Annotated in this window: 16 protein-coding genes; 10 read left to right on the top strand and 6 right to left on the bottom strand. The window is 35.7% G+C overall.

The features are described 5' to 3' along the window. Positions 1-619: 619 nt before the first annotated feature. On the top strand, positions 620-1,339 hold the full coding sequence (locus tag ACQKN4_RS24935; RefSeq protein WP_079560981.1) for a peptidoglycan recognition protein family protein: 720 nt from the start codon (positions 620-622) through the stop codon (positions 1,337-1,339). A 41-nt stretch (positions 1,340-1,380) separates the two neighbouring features. Here ACQKN4_RS24935 and ACQKN4_RS24930 read toward each other — a convergent pair whose 3' ends face one another. After that, entirely contained in the window at positions 1,381-1,638 is a 258-nt protein-coding gene (locus tag ACQKN4_RS24930) for a hypothetical protein (protein ID WP_427485171.1), read from the bottom strand. A gap of 476 nt (positions 1,639-2,114) precedes the next feature. On the opposite strand from ACQKN4_RS24930, the gene ACQKN4_RS24925 reads away from it, so the two are divergent. Further along, a complete protein-coding gene (locus ACQKN4_RS24925) occupies positions 2,115-2,327 on the top strand; it encodes a hypothetical protein (protein WP_427485170.1) in 213 nt (70 codons plus the stop codon). 315 nt (positions 2,328-2,642) lie between these two features. On the opposite strand, the gene ACQKN4_RS24920 is transcribed toward ACQKN4_RS24925, so the two are convergent. Continuing rightward, positions 2,643-3,323 (bottom strand): C45 family autoproteolytic acyltransferase/hydolase, encoded by a 681-nt coding sequence (locus ACQKN4_RS24920; protein WP_427485172.1) that lies wholly within the window; start codon positions 3,321-3,323, stop codon positions 2,643-2,645. Positions 3,324-3,512: 189 nt separating this feature from the next. Between ACQKN4_RS24920 and ACQKN4_RS24915 the strand changes: the two genes are divergently transcribed. Next, positions 3,513-3,854 (top strand): hypothetical protein, encoded by a 342-nt coding sequence (locus ACQKN4_RS24915; RefSeq protein ID WP_427485169.1) that lies wholly within the window; start codon positions 3,513-3,515, stop codon positions 3,852-3,854. A 17-nt stretch (positions 3,855-3,871) separates the two neighbouring features. Here ACQKN4_RS24915 and ACQKN4_RS24910 read toward each other — a convergent pair whose 3' ends face one another. Continuing rightward, on the bottom strand, positions 3,872-4,882 hold the full coding sequence (locus tag ACQKN4_RS24910) for a lipoprotein (RefSeq protein ID WP_427485168.1): 1,011 nt from the start codon (positions 4,880-4,882) through the stop codon (positions 3,872-3,874). Between the two features lie 71 nt (positions 4,883-4,953). Here ACQKN4_RS24910 and ACQKN4_RS24905 point away from each other — a divergent pair, with 71 nt between their 5' ends. Both ACQKN4_RS24905 and ACQKN4_RS24900 read left to right on the top strand, forming a co-directional pair. After that, the gene (locus ACQKN4_RS24905) at positions 4,954-5,328 is read left to right on the top strand and encodes a hypothetical protein (protein ID WP_427485167.1); all 375 of its coding nucleotides are present in this window, start codon (positions 4,954-4,956) and stop codon (positions 5,326-5,328) included. A 160-nt stretch (positions 5,329-5,488) separates the two neighbouring features. Then, positions 5,489-5,803, top strand: a complete 315-nt coding sequence (locus tag ACQKN4_RS24900) for a hypothetical protein (RefSeq protein ID WP_427485166.1) — start codon at positions 5,489-5,491, stop codon at positions 5,801-5,803. A 283-nt stretch (positions 5,804-6,086) separates the two neighbouring features. Here ACQKN4_RS24900 and ACQKN4_RS24895 read toward each other — a convergent pair whose 3' ends face one another. Beyond that, positions 6,087-6,674, bottom strand: coding sequence for a YiiX/YebB-like N1pC/P60 family cysteine hydrolase (locus tag ACQKN4_RS24895; RefSeq protein WP_427485165.1), 588 nt, complete (start codon positions 6,672-6,674; stop codon positions 6,087-6,089). A 522-nt stretch (positions 6,675-7,196) separates the two neighbouring features. On the opposite strand from ACQKN4_RS24895, the gene ACQKN4_RS24890 reads away from it, so the two are divergent. Continuing rightward, entirely contained in the window at positions 7,197-7,619 is a 423-nt protein-coding gene (locus tag ACQKN4_RS24890; RefSeq protein WP_427485164.1) for an ester cyclase, read from the top strand. A gap of 232 nt (positions 7,620-7,851) precedes the next feature. Here the strand turns inward: ACQKN4_RS24890 and ACQKN4_RS24885 are convergent, their stop codons facing one another. Further along, positions 7,852-8,607 carry a hypothetical protein gene (locus ACQKN4_RS24885; RefSeq protein WP_427485163.1) on the bottom strand — a complete coding sequence of 252 codons (756 nt, stop codon included), beginning with the start codon at positions 8,605-8,607 and terminating at the stop codon, positions 7,852-7,854. Between the two features lie 296 nt (positions 8,608-8,903). Between ACQKN4_RS24885 and ACQKN4_RS24880 the strand changes: the two genes are divergently transcribed. From ACQKN4_RS24880 to ACQKN4_RS24865, 4 genes are all read left to right on the top strand, one after another. After that, positions 8,904-9,335, top strand: coding sequence for a BrxA/BrxB family bacilliredoxin (locus tag ACQKN4_RS24880; protein ID WP_079560990.1), 432 nt, complete (start codon positions 8,904-8,906; stop codon positions 9,333-9,335). Then, positions 9,323-10,114: a class I SAM-dependent methyltransferase gene (locus tag ACQKN4_RS24875; protein WP_427485162.1), complete on the top strand. Its 792-nt coding sequence runs from the start codon at positions 9,323-9,325 to the stop codon at positions 10,112-10,114. The genes ACQKN4_RS24880 and ACQKN4_RS24875 overlap by 13 nt, the downstream gene beginning before the upstream one ends. Positions 10,115-10,315: 201 nt before the next feature. Next, entirely contained in the window at positions 10,316-10,834 is a 519-nt protein-coding gene (locus tag ACQKN4_RS24870; protein WP_427485161.1) for a hypothetical protein, read from the top strand. A 114-nt stretch (positions 10,835-10,948) separates the two neighbouring features. Then, a complete protein-coding gene (locus tag ACQKN4_RS24865) occupies positions 10,949-11,710 on the top strand; it encodes an ANT(4')-I family aminoglycoside nucleotidyltransferase (protein ID WP_427485160.1) in 762 nt (253 codons plus the stop codon). Between the two features lie 341 nt (positions 11,711-12,051). Here the strand turns inward: ACQKN4_RS24865 and ACQKN4_RS24860 are convergent. Further along, the coding region (locus ACQKN4_RS24860) for a hypothetical protein (protein ID WP_427485159.1) at positions 12,052-12,239 on the bottom strand (188 nt) is incomplete at its 5' end.

Raw genomic sequence — 12,239 nt, 5'->3', positions numbered from 1 at the left:
AAATGACTCCGGCAGCATACCGAAGTCATTTAATCGCTGTTTAATGTAGCAAATGGTCTTTTATTAAACTGTCTACTTTATAGGGTTCAGTTCAAAATTTTGAGGCTGGGCTTTTTATATTTGCAAATGTTTAGATTAATAATTATGTTTTTAATAGTATTTGACAAAAAGCAAATGGAAAGGGGCTATTCCTTTTCTACACGTTACGTCAAATGCTCATACTTTTTATATACTATACGAAAAGAAGTAAACGCAGCATAAGCTAGCGTTTTTTTTATGCCCTCCACAGATAATTGTGGAGGGATTTTATATTGCAAATAATAAAATGAAGTATGAATGATTGAATGTTTACAACGTTTTTTAGAATCAGATAGTTCAACGTCAATAGATATACTTTAGCGTTAATTTTTCAGTGTCAGTATAATGGATTAAAAAGATAAAGTTCGTTTTCTGAATATTTTGTAAATTTACTCCTGTTGCCAGAACCGCAAGAGATTAGTGCATTGTATGTATTGTTTATTGGATTCTCAATCATTTTAAATTAGTAATGATGAAAAGTGCATAAATCCATTTATTGATTTTTTCAAAGGCATAATCCAACGAGAGGAGAAATGAGAAAATGACTTATATTATAGAACAACGCTTAATGTCCGGATTGCCGAACTTTGCTTTAACTGCAGTTAAATATGTTATTGCTCATGAATCTGGCAATTCGAATAATAATGGACCGAATGCTTTGGAAAATGAATTAGCTTTTATGAATCAAAATAAAGCAAATGCCTTTACTTCTCACTGGGTAGGCGGTGGTGGACGGATCGTGCAAGTCGCACCAGTTAATCGTGTGCAATATGGCTGTGGTCCTATAGGTAATCCGCTTAGCTATGCACAAGTAGAGTTGGCTCGAACAAATGATAAGGAACAATTTAAAAAGGATTACGCTGCTTATATTTGGTTACTAAGAGAACTTGCAAAAGAGGCAGGTTTACCTATTGTACTTGATAGTAGTGACAATGGTATTAAGTCGCATCGTTGGGTCACAGATACTTTAGGCGGTACAACGCATAGAGATCCATTTCCGTATTTACAAACCATGGGAATCACAGATGAACAATTCAAACTAGATATTAAAAATGGTTTGGATCAACAACAAACAGATAAGGATGATGACATAATGCGATTTACAAACGAAATCACAAAAGCAGCAGTTCGTGATTATATTAAACAATCGGTAGATAAAAAGCTAATTGATAAGTCATGGTTAGATAAATTTGACCAAGGAGCTTTGACAGGTGGCGATTTTGAAGGACTAAAAATCATCATTAAACAGCGCGGTGGCTAACAGCAAAGCCCAGGTACTCAAGTAATTTTGAGCCTGGGCTTTTAAAAAAGGAAATAGACATAATCGTCTATCTCCTGATCCATAGCTTTTAATTTTGCTTTATGTTTTGCTTTTGGAATCGAGTGATACTGCTCGTATCGACACATTCTACATGAGCAATGAACTTTACCTTTGCTCAATCTGCCGCGTTCAGGCATATATTCACTTTCTCTTAACATAACGTCTTTTAAAATGGTCCATTTCTTTCGAATAATTCGCTCTCTCTGATGGCGAATATAAGCTTTTGAACGATTTTTCATAAATATCAGCTCCCTTGAGAAACCCAAGCTTGCATGGAGGTCAAGGGATGTAACGGCACTCCCTACAAGCTTGGCATGTAGCTGATATATTGGATTAATTGATTCATAGGTTCATTCCTTTATAAGAAAAAGCCGCAGCGTCTTCACACGCTACAGCTTCGAATTGGTTATGCCCTTTGATGGTGTTCACGACATTATTATACCACAAAGCAGGAGGGAAACCTATGTTGAAAGGGCAAAAAAAGGTAACGAAAGAAAATTTAATGCAATGAATTGAAGAAGGAAGCAAGGGAAGTTGATTACTATAGCTACATTGGTGCTAAGACAGCTATGTATGTGGTTGAGTAAAGAAAGTATAGGTACGAATGATTCAACAGGCGATTGATAGTCAGTGGTGCTTTTTATTATGTATCAAAATCCTATTACACAGTTAACCATTCTCAGTCTATGATTAACCCAGAAGGTGGTGGTAAAAGGTGGGTAGTAATTTAGAACAGATTAATATAAATTTTTGTGAACAAAACGGAGATGTAATTATGACGTATGACATCAACGACTCTCTATCGGCTTTAATTCCGAACGTTGGTGATGTAGTAAATATTGATGGAAATTACAGGGCAGTGAGTGAAAGAGCTTTTACTTACAACCCAAGAAGTATCATAGTTACAATCTATTTAGAAGAATTATAATTGGGATTTTCAAACTCATAATGAGTAGTGGATCATCATTGCATATAACGTATTAACTAACAGCAATGCCCAGGTATTCAAATTAATTTTGAGCCTGGGCTTTTTTGTATTAATTCTTCAAACGGTCTATATTTTGTTTGAGCATATTTTGTAGATGCATTGGTTAATAGCTTAATTAGACATCTTTTAAAACAGCATCTATTAATCGTCGATCTGATTTATATTTTGCTCGGTTTGGTTGACCTTCTGCTCTAAGTATATCTAATGTATTTAAGTTAGCTATAACAGAGAAAAGAGTACCAAATTGTTGTTCTTTTAGGTTAAACAAACATGACCCTTGGTTTCCGACATAATTGATTGGGCAATGGTAAGATCCATATAATGTACGTTGTGTTTAAGACGAGTTTCTAATGTTTCGAAGCGTTCTTTTGATTTGCTCCAATTCCAACTTTCAGTTAATGATGTACTTTCGTGATGATTTGTACAATGAATGTAATTATTAATAGGAAGGCGTACTTGATAACTATTAGGAGTAACCTCTACAACTGCCATATTCCCTTGAGGATCTGCTAACAAATAGTTATTTGCCACCGAACTCGGGAATCTTTTTAACACGTCTATTCCTTCATCTACCGTACAACAATTTTCTAAAATATATTTAACAGCAAAATAAAAATTCAGTCCTGGTTTAATTCCATCATGAGGAACGGATGAAATCCCTACAAATAAACCGTGTTCGTTTATCCCATCAACTTTTCCAATAAAGCAATCTGATTGTCCGAGGTATTTATTTTTATCATCAAAACAAACAAGTGAGGACTCAGTAATATTTTTAAGATTAAAGAGCATATCATAATTTCGGCCAATAAACATTTCTTTTCCGTTATAGGCGGAGAAAATACTACATTGACCTGCCAATTCAAATACGCCGATACTTAAGAGAAACGAGCTTACTTCTTCAAAAGAAGAGTGACAACCTTCAGCAAATCCTTGTATTTCTTTCGCGATATGGGGATCAAAATCTGAAAGAATTTGTTTGCACGACTCCCCATATATTAATTTTTCTTCGGTTACTTTCGGAAACCTAAAACCATTTTATAAAGAATTTCAGCATAATGCTTTCCTGCCTCATAAGAATTTCCTTTTAATCTCGGATGATACATCGTAATTCCCTCCATTTATTATATGTATGTAACAAGAATAAACTCTCCAGTAGGGGGAGAGTGTACCCTGTTTATATTTTTAGATAACTCTAAACGTAAAGACCCAGGCGCTCATAAAATTATGAGTACCTGGGCCTTTTGTGATTATTCGGCATACGGTTTAAATTTTTTACGAAGTGATTCAAGTTCATTTTTTTCTAGCAGCATGCTTTTTAAAACCATTTTAGGTGGTTTTAACTGCCCCAATCGAGCTTTTGATATTTCCAACAGCTTGGCTGCTTCGGATCCAGATAACAATTCTTCACATAGAAATTCAAGAAGTTCTTCAGTTAATCCGAATGTGTATTCTGAAGAAGGGAGTTAACCCCTCCTTTGAGTGACTTATTTTTTATTTACTGGTACAACCACAGTTACTTTCTCTCCAATGAATCTGTTATCTTTTGAAGTACTATCAAATACAAATTTTAATTCTTTGACACCTTCTAAACCGTCTTCACCTAAATCAAAAATAACCTCACCTTTTTGAATTACTTTACCAATAAATTCAGATTGAAAAGAGGAAATCATTACATTTGAATCAATTTGACGTTTTGTATCAGTGATCATTTTAGTTGTGCTTGGATGGAAATCAACAGTATCGTCAGATAAATTTTCTCCTGTAATAGAGAGGATAAGTACATTTGTTTCAGCAGCTGTTTCAATTAGTTCAGGATTTTGTGCAACTAGTTTAGCTGTTTTCATTCCATCGATTGAAAATTCAACATCGGCACTTTTATATTTTTCATTTGGCACTTCATATAAATCTGTAATTGTATATGTACCTGCAAAATCATTTTTCACTACATCACCAACATTTGCTTCTGTTAAATTATCTGCTTTATTTGCTTTGCTTTCTTCTTTGATTTCAATGTTTGTAGAACCTGTTACAGCTGTTTCGAGAGTAGCCGCATACTTAGCAAATTCATTATCTTCCAAATCACCATTCATTTGTAATAAAAACAGTCCACTTTGGTGAGTGTGAGAATAAAACATAGGACTTGAATTTCCTAATTCATCATAGTAACTCTTTGCTTTTTTTAGATTTTCTTCATTATCGAATAAAAATAATCGACCACCTGAATCATCACCAAGTGAAGGAATTAAAATTCGGTTGCCTTCTTTTCGGATGTTTCCAAATTCATCTTTTGGTAAATCTGAAACTTCACCTAGCTCTAGACCATCATCTTTAAAATGTTTCAATACGTCATCAACTGTTTTCGCCAGAACTTTTTGTGGTTCTTCAGCTTTAGTACCATTCTCTTTTTGTGGCTCTTCCTTAGCTTTGTCATCTCCACAACCAGCCAATCCTAAACTTAATACTAATGCTGCACTAAAAATTAATTGTTTCTTCATATATTAAAACCTCCCTCGATATTACTATTCTAGGCAATATTAGGTAAAAAGTACATGTTAAAAAACAAACAATGGTTATTAGTCAGAAAAGTCGCGTTGAAATCATTGCAGAGGATGCAACGGAATTGTCACCGCTTGTAGTTGAAGCGAACGCAAACCCTAAAAACTACTTAGCTTGTATTGTTAAACCACCATCGCGCTTTTACTTAGTTGGAGAGGAATACATTATTACTGAACCAAGCGACAATGGCTATTACACCGTATTTTTAAAATGTCATCCAGATAATGCGCCAGTAGGTTCGTATAAGACGAAATATTTCGATATTATCGCACTTTTTGAAAAGCTCGAAGTGATAGAGATACCCGTACAGAAAATTGAAGTAGAACCTGAAATAAAAGAATTACCTCGGGATCAGTGGAAACAGATGGATTTATTTGGTTTTTGATAGATTTTGTTAGGAGGATATCTGATGAATCAGCTAAGTCTATTTCGTGAAATCATTATAGACAATTTTGCAGGAGGTGTTTATCAACGACGTTCGAAAAGCAAAGTAAATAACAGATTGCAACTCATTGTACTTGAAGACTAAAAGGAGGAACAACAAAATGCAATTCTTTGATTTTTACAATCAATATATCGCGTTAATTAAGGCCGAAAACGAGGAACAAGCAAAGAAAAAATATATAGAGTTGGTAGCTGATGAGGAGGGCGACTTAGAATTTGTTGAAATAGAAAGAAATCATGCAATCGTTAAGTTTAGCCAAACAAAAGGTGAGGATGGAGAGTTGGTACCTGCTAATGAAATTTTAGAACAATTGCAGAGTGACCAACCCGAATTGTTGATAATTGACAGAAACTTAACGCTACCAAAGGCAAGTGGTGGTACGAGTGATCCAGTACTTCTTGAGGTACAACGATGAGTATATTCTAATAATAAGCGAATTCGTGAGTACGAGATAAAGGTTGCTGAAGTACAAAAACGTATTCCATTAGTAAATGGGGACAGAGAGATTGAGGTGCTATAAAGGCTTTTAAACGGAGATAGTATGCGATCAATAGGTAAGCATATGAAATTATCTAGCACAACAATCTTTAGAGTCAGAAACAACATTTTAAATCAGATGAAAAAGTAGCCAAAAGGCTACTTCTTTTTTTATCAATGTCTATTGTCTGAACTAATAGAGATAACAGAAATTGTAACTTTTATACGATTTCAAACAATGGTTGAATATTTGAATCTTTAGCGATATGTTCTGGATAAATAAAACCACCTTGATCACGTGGAAATTCAATTTTTATTTGCTTAAAACAGACATCTACGAACTCTGAACAAATATACTCGTCATTATCTTGGTGTTTACCAACATTTAAGCCAATACGTGCAACAATTTTAGCTATCTCAGCTTTGTCATAATTTCGATTTAATAATTTAATTGCACTTTCAAACATTTTATTAATTTCTTCTTTATCGAAATCAGGTTTATCAAAAATTTTATACCGGGCTACATAAATTTCTCCATTATATTTTTTATTACTATTTTCGTAATTTTCGAGATAATGGAAAAGGGGGATTGCCCTGACACCGTCGTCTTCAACACTTTCTAATATAAATACATCATTATTCCAATAATACAATAAACCTACATGGCTAAATATTGAAATAGAGGCCTTTTTTATTAATTCACTGACTAAATATCGACCACTACAGAAAAAAATATCACCATTTTTTATTTCTTTTATCGCTTCTTCGTAAGAAATTTGAGTTATTTCATTAAATTTAGTAGTCCCCACAATACATGTACTCCTTAACTCTTATGAATATTATTAAAATCAATGCATTTAATCGTTCATGTATTAATATGTCCAATAAATCACTAAATATGTAACTGATTTCAGATTTCATTCCTTTTGTAGATAAAGATTAAGATTAACAAATTAGTAGTAACAAAAGGAACGATTGTAAAACATGTACGATGTTTTGTTGTAGAAAAAATATGATGTAAACTTGGAGGTAGGTCGGTGCGGATAAGTATTTCCTTCCTTGGTATTTATAAAATCCCAAATATTAGGGGAAGACAGACCGACGACCGACCTGCGCCGGTAAAGTTAACAGCGAAGAAGAGCCAACGTGACCGGCCCATAATTTTTAAGAGATAACAGAAATGGCTAAATTTTATGATGAGAGGGAAGAGTTTGGTGTGGTTTTGAGAGTGGAAATTGTAGAATAAGATTCCAATTCGTTGACTCTTAGATTATTATTATGTAGGGGAGATATGATATCCTCGCCATCTTGTATCACAACGGAGGGCTATAATGACACCAGAGCATATTGTTAAGAAATTTTTTGAAGAAGTACGTTCAGGGAAAAATCCAGATTATGCAACTGAATTAATGGCAGAGCAAGTATCGGCACACCAAGTTATTTCTGAAGAGGAATTAACAGTTTTAAGAACGCCCAAAGATTATGCTGACCATGTAAAAGAAATGGTAGAAGTGTATGGCAATTTTTCATTAGAAATACAAGAATTCATGGTTCAAGATAATAAAGTTTATGTACGTTGGAAACAAGTTGGTACGCATGTAGAAGAGGTCGATGGATATCAGCCTACAAATCTTCCAGTTATTGAAATAGCAAGCGCAGTTTATAGAATTGAAGATGAAAAAATAGCAGAATATTGGATTCAAATTGATCGTGCTGGTATTGAAAAACAACTCAACCGCAATAAAATTAATTAACATCCTTCGGGATGTTTTTATTTTGCCCTGAAAAGTGAGTACCGAGCAGTTTCCAAGCGAAGAGGTTGGTTTGGCTATCGTCCGTACTCAGGACGGTACAAACGTTATAGATCGCAAATATACTCAAAATATCGCTGGTTGTAAAAAGTGCAATGTGCCATTCGGTGTATACATGTATGTGAGGTTCAAAAACAAGACACAGTCAAGCCACTCATATGAGTGGCTTAACTGTCTATTTGCCCATTTGTTTTAATGCTTTATCCATTTGACGTTCGTTAGATCTCACAGCAGAACTATCTAATGTATCTACACCACGATATGTATATTTAGTGTTTTGATAGAAATCAAATGCGAAATTGTTAATTGGAGATTGTACTTCACCATAGAATCTGTTGATTACATTTGCTCTAAAGATATTACTTAACATATATTCTGCATTGTTTATATCAGCTACATAATTTTTACTTTTGTATTCAGTTATGATGTATTTTTCAAATTCTTTGATTTCATCTTCTGTAGAAGGGTAATCTTTTGCATAAAGCATAACTGCATCATATTTCTCTGTAGAAGTTCCGTTCATTGTAGCGATTTCTTTCACTTTGTTTTGCCAAATTACGGCAACAGAAGCTGCTTGTTCTGCTTTTAAACGAGCTTCTTCTTCCGCCTTAACTTTCGCCTCAGCCTCTTCTTTTGCTTTCTGTTCAGTTAATGCTTTCTCCTCGGTTTCTTTTTTCTCACGTGTAGTTTTGTCTTCAGGTGCTTCTTCTTTAGGTTTTACAGCTGTTTCAACTTTTTCCTTTTCCTTAGATTTATCTGTGGATTCCGTACTATTAGTTGGTACCATTATAAAACCAATAATAAAGGCAACAATCGATATACCTAGCACGAGACCGCCTTTCATTTTCTTCTTTTTAATTAATCCTATTATTAATAGAATAAGACCAGCAAAAACTCCGAGTATACCTAAAAATACTAAAAAATAACTCATATTAAACATTGCCTCCTTCTATATAACTATAATGGAAACTGTAGGTAAAAGTACATACAAAAAAACAGACAACCGTGATTAGTTATCATATTCGTCAAGAAGACCTGGCCATATTACTTCTATTGATTCTTAGCTAAAATACGAACGTTTGTCTAAAAATAAAAAGCAACCAAAGCAACAAAAAAGCAACCGAAATTCCGAAAGCAAGTGAATAACGGTGAAATCGAATCATTATACAATGATGAAAAACCTTGCTATAATAACCTTTGCGAATACATATGAAAGAGGGTAAAAGCATGAACGCTTACGATGAATATATGAAACAGGTAGTGAAGCCGATGCGCGAGGAGTTAGTGGAGGCTGGATTTACGGAGCTTACTACGGCTGATGCGGTAAATGAATTTATGGCGGAGGCGAAGGGGACTTCGTTGGTTGTGATTAACTCGGTTTGTGGATGTGCGGCTGGGTTGGCGCGTCCGGCTGCTCGTGAGGCAGTGGAGGCGGTTAAGCCTGATCATCTTGTGACTGTTTTTGCTGGGCAGGATCCTGAAGCGACTGTTGCGATGCGTGGCTTTTTTGAGGATGTGCCACCAAGTTCACCTTCGATGGCGATTTTAAAGGATGGGGAATTGGCATACTTTATTCCACGTGAACAGATTGAAGGGTTCCCTGTGGAGCAAATTGTTACACATTTAACAGGTGTTTTAGAGCAAACATGCGAGAAGTAAAGACTATTGTTACGACAGCGGGCAGACCAGACGATTTATCGTTGGCGCTCGCTGCTTTTGCGTGTGAACAATTAGATGCTCAGTTTGAGCCAAGAAAAAAGCGTTCAGTTCGAAAGATTTCACAGGAATTGCATGCTCATGTGATCGTTGCTGGGAAAAATCGTTTTGAGTATTATGCTTTTGGTGCCAATGAACCGTTTTTCTTCCACCCAAATTCAGCAGCGTTTCGCTTAAAGCGTGTTGCTCGTGGGGAAGCGGAACCTTTTTTAGAAGCGGCACAGCTTGAAAAAGGAGATTCAGTGCTCGATTGTACATTGGGACTTGCTGCTGACGCTATGCTGGCGGCTTATACAGTTGGCGAAGCGGGACACGTCGTTGGGCTCGAAGCGAATCCGAATGTAGCATTTATTGTTGAGCAAGGGATGAAATCCTACGATACGACTGAGCTGCCATTAACTGCATGTATGCGCCATATAGAAGTGGTGCAGGCTGAGGCGGTTAGCTATTTGAAAACATTGCCCGACAATACATTTGATGTCGTCTATATGGATCCGATGTTTGAAGAAACTATTGAAGAAGCCAATAATTTTGAAGCATTACGCATAGCTGGGGAACATGTGACGTTAACGGATGAATGGGTAAGGGAAGCGTATCGCGTGGCGAGAAAACGGGTAGTGTTAAAGGCTCATTTTCGCTCAGGATGGTTTGCCAAATATGAATTTCAGCAGTTAACAAGAACGACTGCGAAGTTTCATTATGGTGTTCTGGATGTTGAATGAAGTAAATATTAAGCGTTTCAAGAGGCTTGTTCATTGTGAACGGGCCTCTATTTTTATCTGAAATTCAAGTAATATATAGTAGTGTTAGAATGTTTGTTTTTTGGGGTTGGAAGTGAAGTATCAGTATTGCGAAAATGCAGTAAAGGTAAAAAGAATTTACGAATCTTTGAGCGTTAAAAATCAAATTTGAGGGGGATGTGTATGAATCAAATAGAGGGGGAAATCGAGCTATTTTTGAAAAATCCATTAGCGGTAGAAGAAAGTTTTTGGGATAGTGAAGCATTAGTATGGGTGGATTGGAAAGATTTTGACGAATCTATCGCGGATTATTTTAACGAATACTTACTGGAAGAAGATAAAATAAATGTTGAACTAGTTGAAATTGATAAGCCAAGGTGTGTTGATATTTTCTTAATAAAAGATGAAGTGAAGAAAGTAATCCCGTATGATGAAGAAAGAACGGATAGGGACACAACTTTGAAAGCTGTGCAAGACTTTATTGCTCCGAAATATCAAATCCGCTGGTACATGGATTCACTTGGTGGAGATACGTTGGCTTTTTGTGTGCTACCAACCGAAAAGTGGTTGCGGTTAGAGAAAGATTATGGGGAAGAAAAAGTTACATATTATTTTGCACCTCTATCACATGACACGGTAATGTTTGAAATGGATATAGACGAAATGTCGGGTTTGTTGGAAAAAAGAAAGCGGAATGTTTAGTAAGGAAAGGGGATTTTGCACATGATGGCAGATAAAATTCCTCGTTAAGCTCGTGGTCCTCCACGGCCAATTATATTGCTCAATTAAATAATTCATTCACAAGGAGAGATAAATATGATTGGTCCGAAAAAAATAACGAGAGAAGAAAGAATGGAAATTGCTTATTCGATTGCTAACCAAGTTATAGAAAGATATGGTTCGAAGGTTCAAGCAATTGGGATTTACGGTTCATTAGCCCGAAAAACAGATGGGCCATTTTCAGATATAGAAATTAAGTGTATTTTAAACGCCTTAGATGAAAACTTTTGCTATGAATGGACATCCGGAGATTGGAAAGCAGAAGTGAACTTTGAAAGCGCAGAACATATAATTGAAGAAGCGACTACAGTTGACGAAAGATGGCCACTGACCCATGGACAATTTTTCAACATTTTACCTATCTATGACCCAAATGATTTTTTTACTGAACTAAAAGTAAAAGCTAGCTCAATAGATAGCTCGATATTTAATGAAGCGATCTGTCGAACTTTAGTAGAAGAAATGTATGAGTATATTGGTAAAGTGAGAAATATTGAAATACAAGGTCCTCAAACATTTTTACCGATTTTGGCGATGGAAATTGCCACAGCAGGTGCGATGATTTTAGGATTACACAATAAACAATTTTTCACAACTTCTGCTCAAGTATTACCTGAAGCATTGTCGTTTGCAGATAAGCCCGAGGGATTTGAGGTTCTATGCGAGTTAATGATGTCCGGTAATCTCTCTGACCCACAACAAATTATTGGGATTTGCGAAAACTATTGGGATTCTTTACTAGAGTGGTATTCTTCACATGGGTATCAAATTGAATGTTCAAAAGTTATACCTTGGTAACTTGAGATGTAATCTTTACTTTTTAAAAACTATGTGCTACAATATGAATCGTGCTATTTTAGGTGGCATATTTACGTAATCTGGAATTCTACTTTTTGTTTTTGAAGATACTTATTCACACTGGCGCATGCTATAGGGCTGCAAGGACGCAAAAGAAGGTTGGGTTTGCGTTGCTTAAGTTAGAAAGCACACAGTGGAATTTTACCGCGGTGATGAAACAACTACGTTTCAATATAATATTCCCCAGATGATTGGGTTGAGACTTTACAATTTACGAAACATGTTACCTATTAAATACTAAAGGGGTGGCTTCGCAGTAGCGAGGCTGCCCCTTGTCTAATTTATTGGGAAGGTCGAATATTTCTGAATCTGCGGATAGAAAAGGCCAAATGATGGATAGAAAGGCCAAAATCGTGGATAGAACAGCTTAAGTGATGGATAGAAAGGCCAAAATCGTGGATAGAACAGCTTAAGTGATGGATAGAAAGGCCAAAATCGTGGATAGAACAGCTTAAGTGATGGATAGAAA

Origin of the sequence: Lysinibacillus sp. NPDC093692, assembly GCF_050280125.1 — a bacterium.
Taxonomy (GTDB): domain Bacteria; phylum Bacillota; class Bacilli; order Bacillales_A; family Planococcaceae; genus Lysinibacillus.
This window is presented reverse-complemented; position numbering and strand designations above follow the sequence as displayed.

Coding starts and splice junctions, on each gene's coding strand:
- ACQKN4_RS24905 (WP_427485167.1), top strand. CDS start 4,954: ATGGTTATTAGTCAGAAAAGTCGCGTTGAAATCATTGCAGAGGATGCA.
- ACQKN4_RS24930 (WP_427485171.1), bottom strand. CDS start 1,638: ATGAAAAATCGTTCAAAAGCTTATATTCGCCATCAGAGAGAGCGAATT.
- ACQKN4_RS24935 (WP_079560981.1), top strand. CDS start 620: ATGACTTATATTATAGAACAACGCTTAATGTCCGGATTGCCGAACTTT.
- ACQKN4_RS24885 (WP_427485163.1), bottom strand. CDS start 8,607: ATGAGTTATTTTTTAGTATTTTTAGGTATACTCGGAGTTTTTGCTGGT.
- ACQKN4_RS24880 (WP_079560990.1), top strand. CDS start 8,904: ATGAACGCTTACGATGAATATATGAAACAGGTAGTGAAGCCGATGCGC.
- ACQKN4_RS24910 (WP_427485168.1), bottom strand. CDS start 4,882: ATGAAGAAACAATTAATTTTTAGTGCAGCATTAGTATTAAGTTTAGGA.
- ACQKN4_RS24870 (WP_427485161.1), top strand. CDS start 10,316: ATGAATCAAATAGAGGGGGAAATCGAGCTATTTTTGAAAAATCCATTA.
- ACQKN4_RS24900 (WP_427485166.1), top strand. CDS start 5,489: ATGCAATTCTTTGATTTTTACAATCAATATATCGCGTTAATTAAGGCC.
- ACQKN4_RS24865 (WP_427485160.1), top strand. CDS start 10,949: ATGATTGGTCCGAAAAAAATAACGAGAGAAGAAAGAATGGAAATTGCT.
- ACQKN4_RS24915 (WP_427485169.1), top strand. CDS start 3,513: ATGTATGTAACAAGAATAAACTCTCCAGTAGGGGGAGAGTGTACCCTG.
- ACQKN4_RS24875 (WP_427485162.1), top strand. CDS start 9,323: ATGCGAGAAGTAAAGACTATTGTTACGACAGCGGGCAGACCAGACGAT.
- ACQKN4_RS24890 (WP_427485164.1), top strand. CDS start 7,197: ATGACACCAGAGCATATTGTTAAGAAATTTTTTGAAGAAGTACGTTCA.